13 protein-coding genes are annotated in these 25,366 nt (G+C 39.9%); 8 read left to right on the top strand and 5 right to left on the bottom strand.

Annotated elements, in window-relative coordinates; translation table 11 throughout:
- Positions 1-333 precede the first annotated feature (333 nt).
- The 5 genes from KFO40_RS20915 to KFO40_RS20935 all read right to left on the bottom strand — a co-directional run bounded on the left by KFO40_RS20915 (position 334) and on the right by KFO40_RS20935 (position 10,226).
- Positions 334-2,337, bottom strand: a complete 2,004-nt coding sequence (locus KFO40_RS20915; protein WP_211146770.1) for a DUF4954 family protein — start codon at positions 2,335-2,337, stop codon at positions 334-336.
- A 92-nt stretch (positions 2,338-2,429) separates the two neighbouring features.
- Positions 2,430-3,689, bottom strand: coding sequence for a GTPase HflX (gene hflX, locus KFO40_RS20920; RefSeq protein WP_004299188.1), 1,260 nt, complete (start codon positions 3,687-3,689; stop codon positions 2,430-2,432).
- 102 nt (positions 3,690-3,791) lie between these two features.
- A complete protein-coding gene (locus KFO40_RS20925) occupies positions 3,792-5,252 on the bottom strand; it encodes a SusD/RagB family nutrient-binding outer membrane lipoprotein (RefSeq protein WP_004299187.1) in 1,461 nt (486 codons plus the stop codon).
- Between the two features lie 13 nt (positions 5,253-5,265).
- Positions 5,266-8,220, bottom strand: a complete 2,955-nt coding sequence (locus KFO40_RS20930) for a SusC/RagA family TonB-linked outer membrane protein (protein WP_195530090.1) — start codon at positions 8,218-8,220, stop codon at positions 5,266-5,268.
- 833 nt (positions 8,221-9,053) lie between these two features.
- Positions 9,054-10,226 (bottom strand): site-specific integrase, encoded by a 1,173-nt coding sequence (locus KFO40_RS20935; protein WP_211146771.1) that lies wholly within the window; start codon positions 10,224-10,226, stop codon positions 9,054-9,056.
- Between the two features lie 449 nt (positions 10,227-10,675).
- Here KFO40_RS20935 and KFO40_RS20940 point away from each other — a divergent pair, with 449 nt between their 5' ends.
- From KFO40_RS20940 to KFO40_RS20975, 8 genes are all read left to right on the top strand, one after another.
- A complete protein-coding gene (locus tag KFO40_RS20940; RefSeq protein ID WP_192498832.1) occupies positions 10,676-13,864 on the top strand; it encodes a SusC/RagA family TonB-linked outer membrane protein in 3,189 nt (1,062 codons plus the stop codon).
- Positions 13,865-13,880: 16 nt separating this feature from the next.
- The gene (locus KFO40_RS20945; protein ID WP_128859746.1) at positions 13,881-15,434 is read left to right on the top strand and encodes a SusD/RagB family nutrient-binding outer membrane lipoprotein; all 1,554 of its coding nucleotides are present in this window, start codon (positions 13,881-13,883) and stop codon (positions 15,432-15,434) included.
- 366 nt (positions 15,435-15,800) lie between these two features.
- Positions 15,801-16,388 (top strand): RNA polymerase sigma-70 factor, encoded by a 588-nt coding sequence (locus KFO40_RS20950; RefSeq protein WP_128859747.1) that lies wholly within the window; start codon positions 15,801-15,803, stop codon positions 16,386-16,388.
- A gap of 74 nt (positions 16,389-16,462) precedes the next feature.
- Complete coding sequence (locus KFO40_RS20955; protein WP_128859748.1) at positions 16,463-17,470, top strand: FecR family protein; 1,008 nt, start codon at positions 16,463-16,465, stop codon at positions 17,468-17,470.
- Positions 17,471-17,709: 239 nt separating this feature from the next.
- Complete coding sequence (locus KFO40_RS20960; protein ID WP_128859749.1) at positions 17,710-21,081, top strand: TonB-dependent receptor; 3,372 nt, start codon at positions 17,710-17,712, stop codon at positions 21,079-21,081.
- A gap of 5 nt (positions 21,082-21,086) precedes the next feature.
- The gene (locus KFO40_RS20965) at positions 21,087-22,928 is read left to right on the top strand and encodes a RagB/SusD family nutrient uptake outer membrane protein (protein ID WP_134985703.1); all 1,842 of its coding nucleotides are present in this window, start codon (positions 21,087-21,089) and stop codon (positions 22,926-22,928) included.
- A 19-nt stretch (positions 22,929-22,947) separates the two neighbouring features.
- Complete coding sequence (locus KFO40_RS20970; protein ID WP_061448223.1) at positions 22,948-23,622, top strand: DUF3823 domain-containing protein; 675 nt, start codon at positions 22,948-22,950, stop codon at positions 23,620-23,622.
- A gap of 72 nt (positions 23,623-23,694) precedes the next feature.
- Positions 23,695-25,272, top strand: coding sequence for an arylsulfatase (locus KFO40_RS20975; RefSeq protein ID WP_128859700.1), 1,578 nt, complete (start codon positions 23,695-23,697; stop codon positions 25,270-25,272).
- Positions 25,273-25,366 lie beyond the last annotated feature (94 nt).

Consider the following 25,366-nt stretch of genomic DNA (forward strand, 5'->3'; position numbering starts at 1 on the left):
AACGACAATCTGAATTTGCGCCCTGAAAGGGCATAATTGTATACAGTTCCGCCCTTTCAGGGCTTGTGGCTGGTGTGCTTTTTTCGTAGGGCGTTGCCCTACGCTATATAATTAAGCCCTTTCAGGGCACCCCAATAAATATATAATTGTAAGAACCGATAAATTCCCATTTACCGGCGTAGCGCCGGAGCAAGGTTTCCATTCGGTATTCCCTGAAAGAGATACAGTTCCACCCTTTAGGGTATGTCTAAAACGATAACATGCCGAATGGAAACCTTGTTGGGGCGCTACGCCCCTAAATTCTCATTTATTTATCTACTTATTTTTGACTCGCTACACTATTTCCGTTTTATCAATCATTTTGATTCGCTCGATGAGCTCATTTCCAAGAGCCGTTTTATCTTCAATATGTTTCAACACCGCAGTCACAAATGTATTGCTTTCGAAATCACCGCGTACTTGCTCAAAGTCCTGCTTCATTTCGTCATGAGAGCCATCAGCACCGAATCCGGTCATAGAAGATAACGAGAATTCTTTCTTAGCATCCTCATATACCATCTTGTCCAATCCGACAACAGCTTGCTGCCAGGCTTTCACGATACCGATGATATCTTGCGCTGTTATCGTTTCCGGATCTAAGCCATAAAATTCCTGAATCTTATGATAAGCCCATGTCCATTCATAAGTATAATAATTCTCGTGCATTTCCGCGAAGCTTGCATTGATGGACTTCAAACGATTGACTGCTCCTTTCTCAATACCATCCAGTAGTCGGTCGATCTCACTCTTGGGAGCAATCAGTCCGGAAACATCTACCCATTCGCCAATACCAATTTCCGTATCGGGTTTCAGGCGTTGACGGATTTCTTCATTGCTCTGGAAGTTAATGCCTTCCAGTCGTTTTATAATGGAGTTTCCTAAGAACTTGTGGATAGCAATTTCATAAAAACGGATTCCGTTGTTCAAAGAAGAGTTCTTGATTTTAGCACTCTGGTAAGAGTAGATTTCTGAAGTTTCACCGGACACACGTTTCAATTCTTTCAAAATGGAACGCCCTTTGAACATCTTCTGAATGGTATAAGGACTCAACAGGTTATAGTTGATATAATCCAGCCTGTTCGGGTCTTTACGATTATCACGTTTCGGCCATTTTTGTGCGTCACGGATAGTACCTACACTTCTTAAGTTGACTCCCGGAACCAGATAAGTCGTATTCCGCTGCTCTATCAGGTAAGAGAAAGGAAGATTAGAAGTATCGGCATGATTGACATGACGTCCCATTACCAAAGAGAAAGCTCCGACACGTGCCGGCCACAAGATATAGGAATCAGAAGTGGTCTTCGCTCCCCTTTCCATCGTTCCTTGATGGATAGGCCCCAACTTATACATGTGGTTGCTCTGATTGGATCCCGAACCTGCATTCATAAACGAGAACATCCCGGCAATCAGCAAAGTAGATTTATGATGTGTCACGGTGAAAGGACCTGCGAAAATAGCACATGCCTCACCGTTCTCTCCTTGGCAATTACTAAAAAACAAAGAATCGGAAGCGGAATAATTATGTCCCAATTTACAGGATTGTCCGACGAAACAACGAGTCAACATCGTGCCGTCATCCACTTTAGAGCCGGAAGAGATGATAAAGTCATCACAGATTACACCATGTCCGATATGTACAGGTGCCGTCACATTACTATTGACGCTGCCATTGGATAAGCGGCAGGTCCCACAGATATGGCAGTAATCACCAATCCGGACATTCTTGATCGAGCCCGTATTGAGAATCATCACATGATTGCCAATACTGCCGACAGCAGAAGCATGTTTATTGGAATAATAATCCGCAATAGATTTCATACGGTTTATCAGCTCGGGACGATGGCGGTACAGTGCAAGAATATATGCCTGGTGCGCAGACAATTTATCGTTCATCAACACCTCACGGCCTCCTGTTTCATTCAAGACAGCCACTTCTACCCCATTACCAAAAGTGCTTAACCTATCCACTAAAATAATATCTACATTCTCAATGAAGGTGTCACTGCCAATCTCATAATTAGCAATATAGTTCTGTATATTCTCAATACAGCAGTTATCGCCCACCGACACATTGTGCAACGTCACATGACGTAATCCCGAATGTTTCTTGATTCCCCCCGGCAATGTAAATTCAGCTTCGAATACCCCCAGTTTTACTTCACCCGAGAAACGGGTATGATGGACGTACTCACAATTAAAACCCTCTGCCACTGATACATTTCCCCAATCATCGGCCAGACATGACTGGCTCTTCAACTGAAGTATCTCATCTTCAGTCAATCTACGATAGTCTTTCATCTTAATAATGTGTTAATGTGCCCATATGCCAATGTGCCAATTCTGATGCAGTATGCGCAACCAATTGGCACATCAGCACATTAGCATATTGATTATTCTTCCTCTTCTTCGTAGGTCTGATAAAGAAAATCGTTATAGGGATATTTCTGAACGTGTAATTCTTTCACTCGCTGATAAACTACATTTTTCAGTTCGTCTATATTGATTCGTTCGCGGGCGGAAATAAAGAGGCAGTTATCCTCCATTTTTGCCATCCACGTCTTCATCAGTTCTTCGAGTGTTAAGTTTTCCTTTGTTCGGGGGGTAAGGTCGTCCGGCGCTTTCTCCACGTAGGTGTAAGCGTCTATTTTATTAAATACAAGTATCATAGGTTTGCCACTGCCTCCAATCTCTGCCAGGGTCTTGTTCACCACCTCAATCTGTTCCTCAAATCCGGGGTGGGAAATATCGACTACGTGCACAAGCAAATCTGCTTCACGTACCTCATCCAGGGTAGATTTAAAAGATTCTACCAAGTCGGTAGGTAACTTGCGAATAAACCCTACTGTATCTGACAACAGGAACGGTAGATTATCGATAATCACTTTGCGCACAGTAGTGTCTAAAGTAGCGAACAGTTTGTTTTCCGCAAACACTTCACTCTTGGAGAGAAGATTCATCATGGTTGATTTTCCCACATTGGTATAACCAACCAGTGCAACACGTATCATGCGTCCGCGATTCTTGCGTTGGGTAGCTTTCTGCTTGTCAATCTCCGCCAGACGTTCTTTCAGCAATGACATACGGTTCAGGATGATACGGCGGTCCATCTCAAGCTGTGTTTCACCCGGACCACGAAGTCCCACGGAACCTTTGCCACCACCGGCACCGGAACCACCTCCCTGGCGTTCCAAGTGAGTCCAAAGCCGCTGCAAACGCGGCAACATATATTTATACTGTGCCAGTTCTACCTGTGTCTTCGCATTGGCTGTCTGCGCACGCATGGCAAATATATCAAGAATCAGTGAAGTACGGTCCAGTATCTTCACTTTCAGTTCAGCTTCAATATTACGAATCTGTTTCGCAGAAAGCTCATCATCAAAGATGACCATTCCTACTTCACGTTCTGCTTCCTCTTCGTCATGGATATATTGTCTGATTTCTTCCAACTTTCCTTTTCCAACATAAGTCACAGAGTTAGCCGTCGGCAACTTCTGTGTAAATCGTTTCACAACTTCCGCCCCAGCCGTCTCGGCAAGGAAAGCCAGTTCATCCAGATACTCGTTTGTTTTACGCTCATCCTGCGTCTGTGTGATGAGTCCTACAAGCACTGCTGTTTCTACTTTGGCTTCGGATATTACAAATTCTTTCATTCTTTACTTCTATTATATATAATAATGTGGGCGCAAATATAACAAAAAAAAAGAGGACAATGTTTTATTGTCCTCTTTTTCGTATCATTTATGGTAATTCAATTATAAATCAAACCATAGTTTTTCCCAGATTTTCGGAGATTCTTTCGGTGCATTAATATTAGCTGTCATTTCTTCAGGACTATATTCCCATCTTCTGATCAATTCTTTTGAAGTTGCATCTTCCGGGACTTGCAATGTCGGGACCTCGTTTCCGGCAGTACCAGATCGCCTCCATTGTACAAACTCCTCAAACGGACGATCCATCAAATCAATCCATTGCTGCATATGAATCTCATACAGAGCTTTTTCCTGGGTCATCGTTGTCAATTCCGGTAAACCTGTAACATATGTATCAATATCGGATTCCGCAACTCCATAAAAAGCACATGCTTCACGAATTCCTTTCAGGTACAGTTCATTAGCTTTCGACAGATTTTGAGCAACTCCTAATCCGCGCGCATAAGCTTCTGCTTCCAAAAGTAGCTGTTCTTGACAAGAATAAATCAATTCCGGAGCGTCTCTTCTGAAAAGGTAGTTGCTTACAACAGATGACAGTAGATTTTCTTCATCATCCGTCTTTGCAGCCTCTCTATTACCCAACCCCCGGTATACACCATCCGCACCCGGTTCAAAATAACAGGGAATACGGGGATCATTACGTTCTTGCATCGGTTTCAACATATAATTGCTGGCAAAGAACAATATTTGTGTCCCCCCAACCAATTCTATAAGTTCATATTTAGGGTTCTGGTTACCCGGATCTGTAGAGTAAGGAAATACCAAATTGTCCGCTGCTGATGCAACCATTCCTCCAGCCTGCAGCAACGTACCAATAGCAGCAGCCTTAGAAGGGTCTTTATCTACCATAACCATCAATGTTCTGAATTTTAAAGACTTTGCCAAAGTCATCCATTTGTTCATATCACCTTTGTAATAGATATCGTACTCATCAATTGCATTAGCATCATTCAGATCTATAAGCTGTAATGCCTCATCAAGTAATGACAAAACACCATTCAATACACTTTCCTGAGAATCAAATTTCGGATATTTAATTGTTCCGTTCCAGGATTCTGTGAAAGGAATATCTCCCCACAACATCGTTGCCTCATACATATGCTCAGCCAAAAGAATCTTACACTGCGCAATAGCATTGTGATTCACCGGTTCTGACTCTTCTGCATTTTTAATAGCTAACATCAAATTATTGCCACCTACAGAATAATAATGTTTCCAGACATTCCCTGTACTATAAGGAGAAATAGTATATACAGATTCATCCCAGCCACCGTAATCAAGTCCACCATCAACTTGACACTGCGAACTCATAGATAAAGGAATATAAAAGTCACCACCAGTGCGTGTTCCAGCCCAGTTTACAGCTACATAGTTAAACAAATACCCGGGATCAACTTTCTCGGCAGTATTGGGATCATGGTTAATATCGAGCCAATCGCTACATGAAGTTAAACATGCCAAAGCGCTCAATGCGTATGTTAATATTTTCTTTTTCATTATCATATTCGTTTAAATCTTACAATGTTAATCTGACATTAAATCCAAAACTTCTGGTAGAAGGTATGCTGTTAAACTCTACACCACCCCCAATCTGAGAAGGACCGAAGAAGTTAGCTTCCGGATCAATATGTGGCACATGATCTTTAATAATCCATAAGTTACGTGCCTCAAAACCTAAATCCAATGATTTAACAAAAAAGCTCTTGAACCATTTGCGTGGGAAGCTATAAGACAACTGTACCTCTCTGAGTTTTACAAATGATGCATTATAGATATTCCCTTCATTATTACTAGAATTGGATATATGCTGCCAATAATCCTGCATACTTTTCACAGGAACATCATTAGGTCTATATGTTCCATCATCCTGAAGGATTACACCCGGCTCAATAAAGGAAGCATCTTCACGGTGAGCTATTGTTTCAGCAGCCAAACCGCTACTTCTTAAATTAGCTACAGTCTCTGAATACAAAGAACCTCCATGACGGATATCAATCAAGAAACTCAAGGTAACTCCCTTATAAGTAAATGTATTGTTGATTCCCATCGTAAAATCAGGATATACATCTCCTAAACGCACGTTATTAACAGTTTCTCTCAAACCTGTTTTAGAATTAATCACATAATTTCCTTGGTCATCACGTTTCCAACCCGTGCCATACAAGCCAAACGAATCTCCTTTAGCAGCCTTAATTTGTAAACCGCTCAGTCCACTCGTTAACGTATATTCATCAAGTCCTTCAGCTAACTCCTCCACTGTCTGCTTATTTGAAGCAAATGTTGCATCCAGGTCCCATTTAAAATCACGTGTTTCCACAGGAGTCAACCCCAAAGTTACTTCAACACCTTTATTGGCAATCTTCCCGGCATTAATATTATTGGCAAAGTAGCCTGTTGACAATGGGACATCAATACTTACAATCTGATTCTTTGTAATATTGCTATAATAAGTCATATCTAACCTAATTTTTCCACCGAAGAAACGCAAATCAGCTCCAACTTCAAAAGAACTTTGATTTTGCGGCTTCAAATTCTCATTTGGTAAGACACGAGGTCCCGTAAAGCCAACTAATCCCATATGGGGGAAAGTGTTAACATTACCCAGATATTGCAAAAAGTAAGTACTAGCGGGAGTATATTTAAATGCCAAATTGTACGGATCTTCATCACTACCCACATTAGCATAACTCAAACGAACCTTACCAAAATTCAGAATATCTTTGTTTTCCATCAACTCCGTAAAAATAAAACTACCACTTATGGAAGGATAGAAATAGGAACGATTATTGATCGGTAGAGTAGACGACCAGTCATTACGTCCTGTTACATTTACGAAAAGCATATCTTTGTATCCCAAACTAATATCTCCATATAAACCAACAAGACGTTTCTTTTCATAATAATTTACCGGAGTAGTAGACTTCGCATTAGTATATGTGTATAGCCCATCAACAACCAGATTCTGCGCCTGCACATTTTCATTCTTCCATTCCTCCTGATAGAGATTATGCCCCATCATTACCTTAAAATGATAGTCATTTGCAAAAGTCTTCTCGTAAGAAACCATTAAGTCATTATTTATAATTCTTTTATACAAATTCCAAGTCTGGAACTTTCCGTTCAAGGCTCCTACAGTACCTTTTGCATATACCTTACGCCTTCCTTCTGTGTAAAAATCTGTTCCGGCATTATTGGTGATAGTCAGTCCTTCAATCGGTTTATAAGTCAATGTGATATTACCAATCATACGATCTAAATTATTGGTAAACTTATTCTTATTAATAATCCAATATGGATTATTACTTTTACCTTCCGGATCTAATGTGATTTGCTTTCCATTCTCATCCACCCAATTCTTTTGAATATCATGTATATCAATAGTTCTCGGCAATCCATTAATCAATGGAATCAGTAGGTTACTATCATTTGCACCTTGCGCTGGACGACCTTCAGAGTCGGAACGTATATATTGAGCAGAAATACGACCTGTGAAGTTCTTAGTAAAATTCATACCCGCATTGACAGAAAAAGCGTATTTATTATAGTCAGATCCAGGTACAACACCAGTCTGATTAGTAGAAGTAAAGCTCAAACGGAAGTCCGCCTTTTCACCACCCCCCGCAACTGATACATTATTAATATAACTCATTCCCGTTTCATAGAAATCCTTTACATTATCAGGATTTGCCTTCAAAGTCACTTTATCACCTTTGTAATCTGTAAACTGCTGATCTTGTACCGATGAGATCTTCGGTCCCCAACCATTCAACATTTTCACATTATATACACCATAACTGCCTTGTGCATATTCATTTTGAAAGTCAGGTAACTTTAGTACATTTTCAAATCGTGTAGAAGAGTTTACTGTTACAAACACCGGTGAGTTCTTCTTTCCCTTCTTAGTAGTAATAACGATAGCACCATCCTTTGCACGCGCTCCATACAATGCTGTTGCAGCTGCTCCCTTCAATACATTGATAGATTCAATATCATCTGAATTAATATCCCCTGCACGATTACCGACATCAACTATACCATTAGTTCTGTCAGGGTTATAGGAACCATTGTCAATTGGAAGCCCGTCAATAATAAATAAAGGAGAAGAAACGGTACCAATAGACGAAGCTCCACGAATCTGTATACTTGAACTACCACCTACCGTACCAGATGATTGGGCTATTTGCAGTCCCGCAATCTTACCAGACAATGAATTAAGTACATTACTTTCACGTGCTTTAGTTATTTCATCTCCCTTCACACTAGATACGGCATAACCTAGGGATTTTTCCGATCGCTTAATCCCCATAGCTGTCACTACAACCTCATCTAGATTTTGGGAATCAGACTTTAGCACAACTTTTAAAGTTGGTTTGATCACCACTTCTTGCGTCTGCATACCAATATACGAAATCTGCAAAGTCTTTGCAGAACTAAATACAACTATAATATATTGATTACTAACAATATATATATGATGTTTGCTTTCCTTCGGGAATAAATCTTTTGTTGTAGTTATTATGCAGATTATCAATATATTAAGCACCTACCAAACATGTTAATTTACTTATTTATGATACCAGATTTCTATCAAAAATAGGACATAACCATCTATTAATTAATTGTTTAAGTTCTTATCTTATATGATGTAAGCTAAAATTTATTTCCATCTTAACTGTTGAAGATGGTTTTCTTGTTCTAAATTATATCCAATAATTATTGACTATAATAATATATTCATTAGCAAACGATAATCTAAGAAAAGAAAAACTCCAGATGAAAAAAATGCATATTTTATTACTGTATATTTTAAAATATGCAGGGGTAGATTCAAATATCCTCCAAAATCGCAGAGAATATGATTGATAAATATTCATATTGGATGGTTATATGCTTTTTCTGTATCAAAGAGATTGTGTAATTACATCTAATTATGCAAAAAGAGGTATTTATCATTTATCTGACGCTAAAATGAAAGAACCTCAAATACCGGATTTTAATAGCTATTAGAGGCTGTCAGGTTTATAAATTAGCTTTTAATCCTTTCCTTTTAAAGAAAGCAAGGGCTTCTCTACGACCAATGACTCGTTCCTTTTAAAGGAACGCTTTATTCCTTTAAATGGGACGAGTAATAATATTCGTAATTATGATGTATCTTTAGATTATATATATGCGTTTTCGGAACTTATATTGCATATTCTTTCATTTAATTATACACACTTTCTTCTATTAGAGAAAATTATACCTTCCATTTCTATAACCAAGTCTTAAAAACAGAACACTTTCGTTTAGTTTTTGTGCTTATTATTATTTTTTTGATGAGGCAGTTTTCTCAAGATCACGCACCACTGTAATATCCATTATATTCGCATATACCTGCGTGGTCTTTACACTTTTATGTCCTAACAGTTTTTGTACAGTAGTTATATTGGCACCATTATATAATAATAAGGTAGCATTTGTATGACGGGCGGTGTGAAACGATACACGTTTATCAATTTTAGCCAAGCCTGCCAATATGTTTAATTCCTTATTAATATTAGAATTGTCTTTCAACTTGAAAAAACTATTGAGGTCATCTTTATAGCGTTGCAATATCTGGATTCCTTTACCCTCAAATAATAAATATAAAGGAAGGCGTACCTCCATACCTGTTTTGACAGATTTGTATATTATCCAAGTCTCCTGATGGAACTCAATAATATTTGCAGAGGTCAGATTAGTGAAATCAGAATATCGTAATCCAGCATAACAGCAAAATAAAAAAGCATCTTTTGTTTTTTGCAGTCTCGTATATCTTCCAGTCAGCTGCAAATTCTCAAATTTGTGTAACTCTTCCGGAGCTAAGTGTGTATGGCTTCCTTCTATACTTTTAATTTTATATTTTCTAAAGGCATACTTCTGTATATCCATATACTCCTTATTTATTGCAACATTAATATATCGTTTCAGATGCTTCATGTGCTTAGCAATAGTATTAAGGTGATAACCTTTAGATTGCAGGTAATTATCAAATGAAGACACAAACTCAAATGTCAAATCAGTAAATAATACCTCTTTCTTGAACTCCTGAAGTAATTCAAGCGTGGAAAGGTGATTTTGACGGGTACTTTCTTTCAAAGAAGAATTGGCTATCTCCTCTTTAAAAAAAGTTAAAAACGACCTTCCATTGCTTAGAGGTTTATCAATAGAATTTTTTAATAAATCTAACGATATGGACTTTCCCTGTTGCCATAGTCCAAGTTCTGTTTGCTCAATAGCTGCTATATTTTCATATAACATACGATTCAAAACATTCGCATTAGGATGATTCTTCACCATCTTTCGTTTGGCATCCCACTGTTCCGGTTTGAGATATATTTTGGTGGAGAAATACATCTTTTTCCTGTTCAGATAGGCTTCTACCTGAACTAATGCCATTCCTCTTTTATTCAATCTCTTCTTTCTGTTAAACACAAGGTTGTAACTGATCTTTTCCATACTTTCATTTTTTAATTAATAATAGAACAAATTAGACGTAATTCTGTGCTATATCAGAGGCGAATAAGCATTAATATCTCTAAAAAATAAATCTTCAAATCACTTGGTATTCACAAAACTTTAAATTAAATGCCACTTTTTTATTCGCTTTTTCACGAAAAAAGCAAAAAGAATGGCTTTTAAAGGTGTTTTATGACTAAAAACGAGTAAAAGAAATATTAAAAGAGGCATTTTGCTTATGCAAAGTGTCAATTGCTGTTTTAGCAATCAAAGCTTTTGGTTGAAAAAAATATGCTTATCGGCATAAATACAGCTTGTAAAATAACAAAATGTTATATTTGCAACCTTTTTTTATTAATATAATTGCTAGTTTCAGTTTTATTAATATATTTGCAAATTGTTAGAGTAAAGATACAAATAATGTAAAGTTAAACTTTAAGAGAGAATTTATGAAAAGAAAATTAATGCTGTTATTGGCATGCCTTTTTGTGGGCATAGGCCTAGTAACTGCCCAGACTCAAAAGGTCACAGGCGTTGTGATTTCTGAAGAAGACGGGCAGCCAGTTGTTGGCGCTTCTGTGTTGGTAAAAGGTACCACTCTGGGTACAATCACAGATGTAGATGGTAATTTTAATTTGTCGAATGTACCAAGTTCTGCAAAGACTTTGCAGATTTCGTATATCGGAATGCAAACACAAGAAGTGGCTATTAAACCAAATTTGAGAGTTGTATTAAAGGCTGACGCCCAAAAGCTAGACGAAGTAGTAGTTACCGCTATGGGTATTTCACGCGAAAAGAAAGCATTGGGATATGCCGTACAAGATGTCAAATCGGATGCGTTGACACGTGCTGCTAATACAGATTTAGCGGGAGCCTTACAAGGAAAAGTATCAGGTATTGACATCACCCCATCATCAGGTATGCCGGGTGCTTCTTCAAAGATTACGATTCGCGGTTCTCGTTCTTTCACTGGAGACAATACTCCGTTGTATGTAATTGATGGCATGCCTATCGCTTCTACCGCAGATGTGAGCACTTCTCTTACCGATGGAGCGTATGGAACGGACTATGCTAACCGTGCTGTCGACATTGACCCTAATGATATAGAAAGTATCAATATATTAAAGGGACAAGCCGCTTCTGCTTTGTATGGTATGAGAGCTTCCAATGGTGTTATCGTTATCACTACCAAAAGTGGTAAAGGAGCAGATAAAGGGAAACCTACTATAACTTTCAGTACCAACCTTTCCTTTGATAAGATTTCAACTCTTCCGGAATTGCAACAAGAATATGCACAAGGTTCAGGCGGTACTTTCGATCCGTCATCTCCTTTCGCATGGGGTCCTAAGATTTCCGAATTAGCTAACGACCCTACCTACGGAGGAAATACAGACAACAGTTACACCAGCCAATATGGTAAACAGTCCGGAAAATACTATGTTCCTCAGCTTGCAGCTGCCGGCATGAATCCGTGGGCTACTCCACAAGCATATAACAACATGAAGGACTTTTTTGAAACAGGTGTATCTTGGAGCAATAACGTCAATGTAGCCCAGAGATTCGACAAAGGTAACTACTCCTTTTCTTTGGGTAACACCACCAGTAATGGTATCGTTCCATCAACCGGTATGGATAGATATAACGTGAAAATGTCTGCCGAAGCACAACTCCATCCTAACTGGACTACCGGATTTAATGGAAACTTTGTGACTTCAAAAATCTCCAAACAGTCTACAGCCAACACCAGTGTGGTTGCTACGATCTATAATGCACCCGTCAGCTATAATATGGCCGGTATTCCTTCTCACATAGAAGGCGACCCTTACACACAAAATACATATCGCGACAGCTGGATCGACGATGCATATTGGGCAGTTGACAATAACCAGTTCTCCGAACGTTCACAACGTTTCTTCGGAAATGCTTTCGTGAAATACACCACTAAATTTGGAACAGACAACCACAAACTGGATATTAAATACCAGATCGGTGATGACGCTTACACTACCAATTATTCAGAAATCTACGGATATGGAAGTACTTGGGCACCTACAGGTGAAGATTCAGAGTACCATTACACTGTTAATGAATTAAACTCACTGTTAACTGCCGCTTACACATGGAATATCAACGAAGAATGGACCTTGGATGCATTGATTGGTAATGAGTTTGTGGATAAAAAGACAAAATATGAATACGCATATAGCATGAATTTCAATTTCCCCGGATGGAATCATCTGAATAATGCTTCTGTATTCTCCAACGAAAGCCAATACAACAAGAAACGAACGGTAGGTAATTTCGCCAACTTGTCAGTAGCATGGAAAAACATGCTCTATCTAAGTGGAAGTATACGTAACGATATTGTTTCAAGCATGCCACGTGACAACCGTTCTTTCACTTATCCTTCAGTGTCATTAGGATTCATCTTCACCGAACTGGCTCCCCTGAAGAATAACATATTGACTTTCGGTAAGATACGTGCTTCTTATGCAGAAGTTGGTATGGCCGGTGATTATACTCAAAGTTATTATTATACTCCGTCTTATGGTGGCGGCTTCTATATGGGAAATCCTATTGTTTATCCAATTAATGGAGCAATGGCTTACATTCCATATTATAAGGTATATGACCCTAACTTAAAACCACAAAATACAAAATCATACGAACTGGGAGCAGATCTTACTTTCTTAAACGGACTGGTAACCTTGAATTATACCTATTCACGTCAGAATGTGAAAGATCAGATATTCGAAGTTCCTTTGGCAGGTTCAACCGGAGCCTCAAGTATGATAATGAATGGAGGTAAAATCCACACAAATACCCACGAGTTGACATTGGGCGTATCTCCGGTAGATACCAAAAACTTCAAACTCGACTTCGCTTTCAACTTCTCCAAAATCGACAATTACGTAGACGAATTGGCTCCAGGAGTAGAAAGTATTATGTTAGGAGGATTTGTAACTCCGCAGGTACGTGCCGGAATTGGTGACAAGTTCCCTGTGATCTATGGAAAAAGCTATATGCGTAATGACGAAGGCAAGATTGTAGTAGACAAAAACGGACTTCCCATGCAGGGAGAAGATGCGGTTATCGGAACTGTATCTCCTGACTTCCGTTTAGGTTTCAATACAAATATCGAATTGTACAAGTTCCGTATTTCTGCAGTATTCGACTGGAAACAAGGAGGGCAGATGTATAGTGGTACCGCAGGTGAAATGAACTATTACGGTGTGAGCAAATTATCTGGTGATATGCGTAATACCGAATTCATTGTGGAAAACTCCGTTAAAGAAACAGGAAAAGATGCGGATGGTAATTCAATCTATGCCCCCAATGATATAAAAGTAACAGATGCTCAAGCATATTTCACCAGAAGAAGATCAATTGACGAATCTTACATTTATGATAATTCTTATATCAAATTGCGTGAATTATCTGTAAGTTATCCGGTTTTCTCAAAGAAATGGCTGAATGTGAACGTTAATGTTTTTGCCCGCAACATTTTGGTTTGGTCTGAAATGAAAGGCTTCGATCCGGAAGCTTCACAGGGTAATGACAATATGGGAGGTGCATTCGAGCGTTTCTCTCTTCCGGGAACAGCCAGCTATGGTTTTGGATTTAATGTAAAATTCTAATTAGCTAAAAAGAAAGATGAAAACATATAATATAATCAAAGGCATTTTTGCCGCTACTGTTTTATCAGTTGTCTTTTCCGGATGTTCGGAAGATGCAATGGATAGAATCAATAAGGATCACGGACATACGCAAAGCGTGGCCGGAAGATTCATTCTGACGGATGTAATAACCTCTACCGCATTCTCTAACGCAGGAGGTGATTTCAATACTTATCTATCTGCTTACATTGAATATGAAGTAGGTGTTGACAACCAATTGTATTACGCAGAAACCAGAGAAAGCGAACCGACCTCATCCTCCACTTTCAATAATACATGGAATGGTCTGTATTCCACATTGAAATCCGCCCGTATCATCATCAATCAATGCAGTGAGGGAGGAATAGATTATGGAAATTTTGCAACCAAAGGTATGGCAGAGGTGTTGGCTGCTTATAATTGTGCATTGATAGCCGATATGTTCGGAGATGCTCCATGCAGCCAGGCAGCCTTAGTTGACGAAAATGGTTCTCCTGTTTACCTGACTCCTAAAATGGATAAACAAGAAGAGATCTATACACAAGCAATGCAATACCTAGACGATGCTATTGCAGACTTGCAGAAAGAAGATCTGATAGACCCGGGAGCTCAAGATTTGTTATATCAGGGCGATGCTGAAAAATGGCTAAAGTTGGCGTATGGTCTGAAAGCGCGTTACACAATGCACCTTCTTAAAAGATCTGCCAACAAAGACGCTGACATGGAGAAGGTTTTGGAATATGTGGATAACTCTTTCGAAAGTGCAGAAGAGCAAGCAGCATTCGACGTATATGATGCCAACAATATAAATCCGCTTTACGGTTTCTTTGTGGCACGTGCCGGATTAGGTGCGAGCGAAAGCATGAGAAGCAAACTGGCAGAATACAACGACCCACGCCTGTCCAGAGCTTTCATCACTAAACAAGGTGCATCTGGAAAAGAACAAGCCCCGGGAACTGCTGACAATGCCGTATATGCGCCTAACGGTTCTCCGGAACAAGGCACTTCCAAGTATGGGACTTCTTTATTTATGTATTCTATATCAGCACCCACACTGTTATTGAGCTATCATGAATTAAAGTTCCTGGAAGCAGAAGCTCTATGCAGATTGGGACGTGATGCAAAAAGTGCATTAAAAGATGCTGTAGTAGCCGGATTGTTAAATGCAGAAAGTAGCTTTAGCGTTTCAAGAAAGGAATTGGGCAAAACGCTCATCAACCCGGCAAGTAGTATTACAGATACTGAAGCCGAAAGCTATTTTGATAATACGGTAGAAGCCAAATATACAGCCGAACCGCTGAAAACAACAATGACTCAAAAATACTTCGCATTATGGGGAGCTTCAGGAGAAGCGACAGAATCTTACAATGATGTTCGCAGAATGAAAGGACTAGGCGAAAACTTTATTGAGCTAAAAAATCCGAACTCCTTCCCATTACGTTGTCCTTATGGCAATAGCGACACAACAACGAATGCCGAAGTGAAAGCAGCATACGGAAACGGACAATATGTGTATAGTGAAAATGTTTGGTGGGCAGGCGGAAGCAGATAATCCATTGACTTGAATCATATAAATGAGACTGAATTCTCCAAGGGAAAGGTGGGAATTCAGTCTCATTTCCTTATATTATAATAATAAAAGCCTTTATTATTTATACAAAAATCCCGCTCTCCCCCTTTCTTATTTCATGTAATTTCATAGAACATACTCTTTTCATTCATCCTGCCGACCAACACATTTTCTCTATAAAAGTAATTCAAAATAAAAAAATGTTCCTTATATTTGCCAATGGTTTACGGGTTTATTTACATATACTTTTTTTATATAAAAGAGTATTTATTTCCGTCTATAAACAGAGCAGCTTTTGAATGATAACTCTTTAAACTTCCTCTGAAAAGGATTGAAGACACTGAATATATGGATCATTTTTTAGAGAAAATAGACACACACACTTTATCACTCTTACAGCAAGGTGACGAAAAGGCTTTCGACACTATTTTCTGGAAATATAATCCCCGTGTATTTCATTTTATTCATTCCCTTCTATATGATAAAATATTAGCAGAGGACCTCACTCAAAATGTATTTCTGAAGATTTGGGAAAGACATCAGGATATCAAACCGGAAGAAGGTTTTGAAGCCTATCTTTTTACGATAGCACGCAACATGGTATATAAAGAAACAGAGAAACGGCTGCTCTCGGAACGTTTTCTGGATTCAATCAAACAAACTGATGCCGACAAGCACTTTGAAATAGATGTTGACACCGACTCCCTACAAGAATATATAGACGAGCTGGTAGAACAGCTACCCTCTTCACGGAAGAAAATCTACCTCATGAGCAGGAAACAACATCTGACAAATAAAGAAATAGCCGCCCAACTATCTTTGTCAGAAAAAACAGTTGAAACGCAATTATATCGTGCCCTTCATTTCTTACGTTCTAAATTAGCCAATGAAATTGTAGCTTTGGCTCTATTTTTTCTTTCTTCTAATTTTAAATAGTGTTAAATACAGAGTAAAATCTTTGCACCCTGTAAGGGTTCTTGGCTCCATGGAGATATACATAATAAAAGCCCATGGAGAAGAATACGAATATATTATTATTAGAATGTTTTATGCGGGGAGAAACCTCTCCGGATGAAGAACAAATACTATCTGACTGGCTCCACAGTCAGGAAGCAAAAGAGCAGTTATCCAACTATTATCAGGAAACCTGGAAAGGCTCTAATAACAAGCTCATTGCCGAAGTACAAGGACGTATGTTTGAACGGGTCAAAAGTCAAATGCATAATGCTGTACAAGAGTTGAATAGACGAAAGCAGAAACGGACAATGCGAATCAGGCGTTTATTTCAGTATGCAGCAGTCATTCTTTTAATCATAATAGCAGGAATAGGAGGTCATTTATATACAGTTTCTCAAACAGAACCCACAGCAACGGATAAGAGCTATCTTGTCCAAACAGGAAAAGGACAACGGGCAAATATTACCTTACCGGACGGTACAGTCGTTTGGCTAAATTCATATACCCAACTGCATTACAATGCGAATTATGGAGCCACTCAACGAGTGGTGTCATTGACAGGCGAAGCATATTTCGAAGTAGCTAAGGATAAGGAGAAACCATTTATTGTAGAAACGGCAGGAATGAATGTAGAAGCTTTGGGAACTACTTTTAATGTAAAAGCCTACCGGGAAGACTCTCAAATCATCGCAACACTTTTTTCCGGTTCGGTCCGTGTTTCTTCCGATAGAGATAACGTTATTCTTTCTCCTGACGAAAATGCCACATTCGAACGAAGATCAGGCAAGCTGGCAATACATAAACTAGACAATTCATCGTATGCCAAAATGTGGCGAAATAACGATCTTGTATTTAATGGAGAAACACTGGAAGAAATTGCCGTACTGCTTAACAGGATGTATAATGTGCAAATAGCATTTAAATCCGAACGTATCAAGCAATATCGCTTCTCGGGAGTGATCTGCAACAATAGCCTGGATAATGTAATCGAACTGATTAGCCTAACCTCTCCCATCACTTATGAAACTCGTGGAGATACCATAATACTAGGCAATAGGTAACCCAATATATTCCCAATTATTAACCTTTAAAATTCAATGCGTATGAAATAGCTCCGGTAGAACATAAAAAAAGATAGCCTGACAAGGTCAGGACTATCTCCTTTAAGCTTAAATCGGACCTTGGAAACTCACTCTGATACTGACAACTGGCGGAAGGCAGTGTCAGAGGGTATATACACCCGATTTTCAGCTTGTAAAGTTACATCTTTTTTATTGTTTAATGATTAATTTCCTATAAAATGAGTAACATCAAGCATCTCTTTTCTCGAATATTATATATTATTATATTTTTATCAAGTAGTCTAAGTGTCATGGGGCAGATCACTCTCACCATGAAAGACAAACCTCTGAAGAAGGTGATAAAACAGATAGAAAAAGTAAGTGAATATCGTTTCTTCTATAATGAAGAGTTGGCTAATCTCAATAAGCCAGTCTCTCTCGAAGCACAGAATAGCAGTATAGAAAAGGTTTTAAAGGACCTTTCTTCGCAGGCTCCATTCAGTTATCTGATTAAGCCTAATTTCCAGATTGTATTATCTGACGACCTGCCTTCACAACAGACAAAATTACAGAGCATAACAGGACGTGTAGTAGACACTGCGGACAATCCTATAATTGGTGCAAACGTGTTAGTGAAAGGAACTACCAATGGGGTCATCACTGATATTGACGGTAACTTCTCCTTAGAAAAAGTTCCGGTACAATCACAACTGCAAGTATCTTATATCGGATATGAGACTAAGGAACTGGCCGTAGTTTCCGGAAAGACAAATGTCAAAATCATAATGGCAGAAAACACTAAATTATTAAATGAAGTCGTAGTGACTGGCTTTGGCCTTGCTCAAAAGAAGGCTACCCTGACAGGAGCTATTACCTCCGTAGGAGCTGATGATATAAGCAGATCTTCAGCGGTAAACACTTCCGGAGCACTGGTCGGAAAGGTAGCCGGATTGAACTACAGATCTGCAGACAGTCGCCCGGGAAATGCCACTACCCTGCAAATCCGTAATATGGGAACACCTTTATTTGTGATTGACGGCGTGCAGTCCGATGAAGGTCAGTTCAACAACATTGATTTTAATGACATCGAATCCATTTCTATTTTGAAAGATGCCTCTGCTTCCATTTATGGTGTACGGGCTGCAAACGGGGTCATTGTTGTAACAACCAAGAAAGGAAAGAAAAACACCAAGAGCACTGTGACGTTAAATACTTATTATGGCTGGCAACATGTATCACGCTTACCGGAACCGGCAGACGCCGTAACGTATGTAGAGAATTACATACAGTCTGAAACAATTCAGGGAAAAACGTCCCGTTTATATAGTAAAGAAGATCTGGAGAAATGGCGTCAAGGTACAGAAAAAGGCTATGTGCCATTTAACTGGTATGATTACATCTGGGTGACTTCTCCGCAATATTATGTCAATGCCAATGTTTCCGGAGGTTCGGACAAGATCAATTATTATTTCAGTGTCGGACACATGAATCAGGAATCTGCCATTCGCAATTATGGCGGTATGAAACGATACAACGTACAAATGAATGTCGAAGCACAGGTCACTGATAAATTCAAAATCGGCATGAACATGAACGGACGTATCAAACAGCTGAAAAATCCGGGTGTACCGGGAACTGACGACTATTCAAACCCGACAGCAGCTACCTACCGCAATCTACCGACTGTCCGTCCGTTTGCCAATGACAATCCTAACTATCCGGCATCAGTAGGCTCTGACAATGGCTTAAACTTCGGATTATTGAATTTTGAGAAAAGCGGAACCTTTGAAGACACTTGGCGAATGGCCCAATTAAACCTGAACGCAGAGTATGAAATTATCAAAGGACTTAAAGCCAAAGCTTTGTCCGGATATTATTTTGCAAGCGAATTACTTAACAATCAAGAATATACCTATCGTGTCTATAGATATGACGAAGCAACGGACGAATATGTAGATGTAGGTGGGCGTGCCAGTGCCTGGAGGGAAAGGACGAATGCTTATGTGGAAGAGTTGACTTCAAACATTCAACTGGCTTATGAAAAAGCATTCGGAGCACATTCCATCAATGCGGTAATTGGTTTCGAAGCAATAAAAAGAGACACTCCAAAGTCTTGGCTCCATGCCATCCCGGCTTCCAACTCATTGCATCTGATCTATTATGATACGATTGACAAATACGAAGATACTGGCAACAATACGGAAGCACGTTTAGGCTGGCTGGGACGTTTCAACTACAACTACGCCAACAAATATCTGATAGACTTCTCTGCACGCTATGACGGTTCATGGAAATTCCCGCCCAATCATCGCTGGGGGTTCTTCCCTTCCGCCTCATTAGGCTGGAGAATATCAGAAGAAAACTTCTGGAAGGAATCAAAAATAGCTTCTATTTTCAGCGATTTAAAGATACGGGGATCTTATGGATTGGTAGGAGATGACAACGTTGACGGCTACAGTGCTTTCGACTACATGACAGGTTACGATTACAAACAGGGAGGAGGAGTAATCGACGGTTCCTATATCATTGGTACTACCCCGCGAAACCTGCCTGTTACCACGCTCTCATGGGCAAAGGCTAAAATTCTGGACATTGGTCTCGACGTTGCTTTCCTGAATAACCGTTTATCAGGAAGCGTAGATTTCTTCAGACGTATCAAAACCGGTATTCCGGCTTCCCGTGACGACGTATTACTTCCGGAAGAAGTGGGCTTTGAGCGTCCCAAGGAAAATCTCAATTCCAATGTTCATACCGGATATGATTTGCTTGCACGTTGGAGTGATAAGGTCAATGACTTTCACTATTCTATCAGTGCCAATTTCACCTATTCCCGTTTCTACAACTGGGAGCAGTATAATCCTAAGTTCAGTAATTCATGGGATGAATATCGTAATTCTACATGGCACCGTTTCGGGAATGTCAACTGGGCATACGAGGCAGATGGCCAGTTCCAAAGTTGGGAAGAGATTGCGTCGTGGCCGATTGACAATGACCAGAAAGGAAATACGACATTACGCCCGGGTGATATCAAGTACGTCGACCAAAATGGGGATGGCATAATCAACGATATGGACAAACGCCCCATCGGATACAAAGAAGACTCCACACCCGTTCTGAACTTCGGTTTTAACCTTGCATTCGCATGGAAAGGCTTCGATTTAGCATTGGATTTCTCCGGTGCGGGAATGTCTACCTGGAATCCGTCATTAATCCAAAAGATTCCATTTAACAATAATGGAAACAACCCGGCTTACTACATGGAAGATACATGGAGACTATCTGATATCTTTGATGCAAACAGTGAAATGATTCCTGGCAAATACCCGACATTATTAATCGGAAACAATGCCAATAACCATAGTAATTATTGGGATAGCTCTTTCTGGAAGTACAATGTCCGTTATTTAAAACTGCGTAATCTGGAATTTGGTTACACCTTCCCCAAAGAGTGGCTGCAAAAATGCAGAATTAACAGTCTAAGGTTATATCTTGCCGGACAGAACCTGTTTACACTCACCAATGTACCTATCGATCCGGAAGTTTCAGCCGGTAACGGAACAGCTTACCCGAGTATGCGAATTATCAATCTGGGTTTAACACTTAAATTCTAAAAGCAATGAAATATATAAAAGGATACCTGTTATTGGGTTTAACTTTGATATTAGGATCTTGTTCTGATTTTTTAGATCGTGATCCCGATCAGATATTGACAAATGACCAGATCTTCAGCGATGCTAAAATGATAAACTCCGTATTGGCCGGTTTTTATGGAGATACAGAGAATTGGGGACAAAGTTTTGCCACTCCCGCCAGCTTTACTAAAGTGGACGACGGTTGCGTGACTGATGGTGGCCGTGATAACATGCAGGAATACAGTGACAATCAATGGCGAGTTTATCCATATAAATATATTCGTAATTTAAATCAGTTCCTGGCGGGATTAAGAGCTACAACCGTACTTGAATCTACAGAGAAATTGCGATATGAAGGCGAAATTCGCTTCTTACGCGCCTGGGCATATTTTAGTATGTGCAGAGGTTTAGGCGGTGTACCTATTGTGAATGATAACGTATACGAATATGAGGCAGGGATGGATGTTTCAGGTTTGGCTGTTCCCCGTTCCAAAGAATCAGAAGTCTACGATTATATCATCAATGAATGTGCCACTATCGCAGATTACCTGCCTACAAAGCCCACCACCAATGCCGCCCGTGCCACACGTTGGGCTGCCCTGATGTTAAAGGCACGTGCTGCCGTTTATGCAGGATCATTGGCCAACTACAATAATAAGATGGTTGCTCCTATACGCACAGAAGGAAATGAAGTCGGTATTCCGGCGGAAATGGCTACCCCATATTACGAAACAGCATTGGAAGCAGCCAAAGAAGTGATAACTCAAGCTTCTGCCTATTATAACCTGGACATAACGATTCGTAATGATCTGGGACAGAATTTTTATAATGCAGTCTGTGTCAAAGAGAATAATCATGAAGTGATCTGGGCCAAAGATTATGCATATCCAGGAGCCACCCATGGATTCACACAAAAGAATATTCCCGCTTCTCTAGCAGAAGATCAGGAACGTTGTTATTCCGGCGCAGTATTAAATCTGGTAGAAGCATTTGAATACAAGGACAACCGCGACGGCACAATCAAAGTTAAGGATGAATCCGGAAATTACATCATGTACAGTCGGCCGGAAGATGCCTTTGCCAATAAAGATGCCCGGTTGTGGGGAACCGTACTTTATCCGGGAGCCAAATTCAGAGGTAGTGAAGTAGTGTTGCAAGCCGGTCAGAAAGTGCCCGACGGAAACGGAAATTGGAAAGAAATCATAGGTAAAGCCGATTCTTACGATGACAATAACCGCCTGATAACTTCTATCAACGGACCAATGGAATCAAATGAAATCCGTATAAACAAAACAGGTTTCTTCTTCCGCAAATTCCTGGACGAAACCATCGGTGCTTCTACCAATTCGAAGATGAGTACCATGTGGTATCCTCGTTTCCGTATTTCAGAAGCATATATGATAGCTTGTGAGGCTGCTTATGAGCTCAATAAAACCGGAGAAGATGATCCGCTGAACTACATCAATCCTGTTCGTACACGCGCCGGCATCAGCGAACTGGAATCAATCACATTTGAAGATATTGTCCGCGAATATCGGGTGGAATTTGCATTGGAAGATCATCGTTACTGGGATCTGAAACGCTGGCGCCTGGCTCACGAAATCTGGGATGGTAATTCGGAAAATCCGGATGCACAGCTCTACGAACTATTCCCTTATCAGGTTAATGATCCGGGTAGCGCCAATGACAAGATGTGGGTATTCGACAAAAAGAAAGCCTACATGGTTCCTTACCCCCGCTATTTCCAGATGAAGAACTATTATAACTTCTTCGATAACAGCTGGCTCAACAAGAACCCGTTATTAGTGAAAAATCCCTATCAGTAAAACATAAAACTGTAAAACAATGAAAAAAATAAGAACTATATTTTCTTTGCTTTCACTTTCCCTGCTTGCCATAAGTTGCGGTTTAGACAATTACGACGAACCAGAATCATTTCTGGAAGGGAAAATCACGTATAAGGGAAAACAACTCGGTTTGAAAGGTACAAACGGAGGTATTCAACTACAATTGTATCAGGATGGTTATGCCAACCATGATCCTATCACCGTGTATGCCACACAGGACGGAACTTTCTCTGCAGTACTTTTCGATGGTCCGTACAAACTGGTAACTAAAGACAAAAACGGTCCCTGGGTGAATAACCGCGATACCATATATGTGGAAGTAAAAGGAAAAACACAATGTGAAGTAAAAGTCACCCCTTATTTTACAATATCAGACGAAAATATCACATTAGATAACAACATCGTATCCGGCACGTGCAATATACAGCAAATAGTACAGGATGCCAAGATAAGCCAGGCAATGCTACTCGTCAGCAAAACAACTTTTGTTGACGAGAACACGAATATAGCCCGGCAAAATTTATCCAATATAAATCCCGGAGTAACAAATATTTCGCTGGATATTACGAGTAACCAGAATGTACAGTCAGCCAAAGCCCTATTCGCCCGCATCGGTGTAAAAGCGAACGGAGCGGACCAAGCTGTCTATTCAGAAATTTTCAGACTGAAATAATTCATCTAAGAAATAATTTGTCAGTATATTTATTTAATAAATATACTGACAAAAAAAATAAAACAAAATTATATGACAAACAAAAACATGTTATTAATGGGAACTGCATCCTTACTGTCCCTACATGCAGCAGCCCAGAATGACCCAAAGCCCAACATTGTTTTAATCATGGTGGACGATATGGGATATTCCGATCTAGGGTGCTACGGAGGAGAAATTCTTACGCCCAATCTAGATAATCTGGCAAAAAAAGGAGTACGCTTTACCCATTTCTGCAACACAGGACGCTCCTGCCCTTCCCGTGCCAGTCTACTGACCGGACTTTATCCCCAACAGGCAGGTATCGGAATGATGTCCGAAGATCCTCATTCTGCCGAAGATCATGGAGTGCACGGATACATGGGATACTTGAACCGTAATTCGGTCACCATAGCAGAAGTGCTGAAAGAAGCCGGTTATCACACCTATATGTCGGGGAAATGGCATGTAGGCATGCACGGACAGGAAAAATGGCCGTTGCAACGTGGCTTTGATCATTTTTATGGTATCTTGTCAGGAGCTTGCAGTTATCTGCAACCTCATGGAGATCGCAATCTGACTTTAGACAATCAACAGTTGCCTCCACCGGAACAACCTTATTACACTACTGACGCATTTACTGATTATGCGATTAAATTTGTCGACGAACGCCCCAAAGATGACAATCCGTTCTTCCTTTACCTGGCATACAACGCTCCCCATTGGCCGTTACATGCTAAACAGGAGGATATAGACAAATTTGTAGGCAAGTACCGGAAAGGTTGGCAGAAAGTACGTGAAGCCCGTTTGAAACGTATGATTAAAATGGGATTGGTAGACAAAAATTGGGATCTTGCTCAATGGGAGGGTCGCCAATGGTCCGAACTGACCGAAGATGAACAAATAGAACTGGATAGAAGAATGTCAGTATATGCGGCACAAGTTCATTGCATGGATTATAATGTGGGACGGTTAATAAAGTACCTGGAAGAAAAAGGGGAGCTGAATAACACCTTACTTATTTTCTTGTCGGATAATGGTGCATGTGCCGAGCCTCATCGTGAGAAAGGTTTCGGAACCATCGATATGATTAACAATCCGGATGAATGGGTAAATCCATCCTATGGCCTGCCATGGGCACAGGTTAGCAATACTCCATACCGTAAGTATAAAGTAAGAGCGTATGAAGGCGGGACCTCCACTCCATTGATTATTTCCTGGCCCGACAAGTATGCAAAATACAATGGCGAGATAAGACACAATAGAGCTTTCCTGCCTGACATCATGGCAACCTTCATCGATGCAGCGGAAACGACCTATCCGAAGACTTATCATGGAGGAAATGAGATCATTCCTTTGGAAGGCGCAAGCATGCTACCGATACTAACCAATACAGACACCGAATTGCACGAATATATTTTTGGTGAACACTTTGACAACTGTGTAGTATGGTGGAAAAACTGGAAAGCCGTTAAAGACCAGAACTCTAAAGTATGGGAACTTTTCAACTTAGAGAAAGACCGTACAGAACGGGTTAATTTGTCCAGAGAAAACCCCAAGATTCTAAAACAACTGGTAGACGAATGGAACAAATGGGCAAATACACATTATGTATATCCCAAAGGAAAATAGCCACAGAAAGGTAACATAAAGACATGCAAAATGTCTAAAAACCGTATCTTAAAGCACTTGCCCCTGCTACAAATCTTTTTGTAACAGAGGCAAG

Origin of the sequence: Bacteroides sp. 1001302B_160321_D4, assembly GCF_015667765.1 — a bacterium.
Taxonomy (GTDB): domain Bacteria; phylum Bacteroidota; class Bacteroidia; order Bacteroidales; family Bacteroidaceae; genus Bacteroides; species Bacteroides xylanisolvens.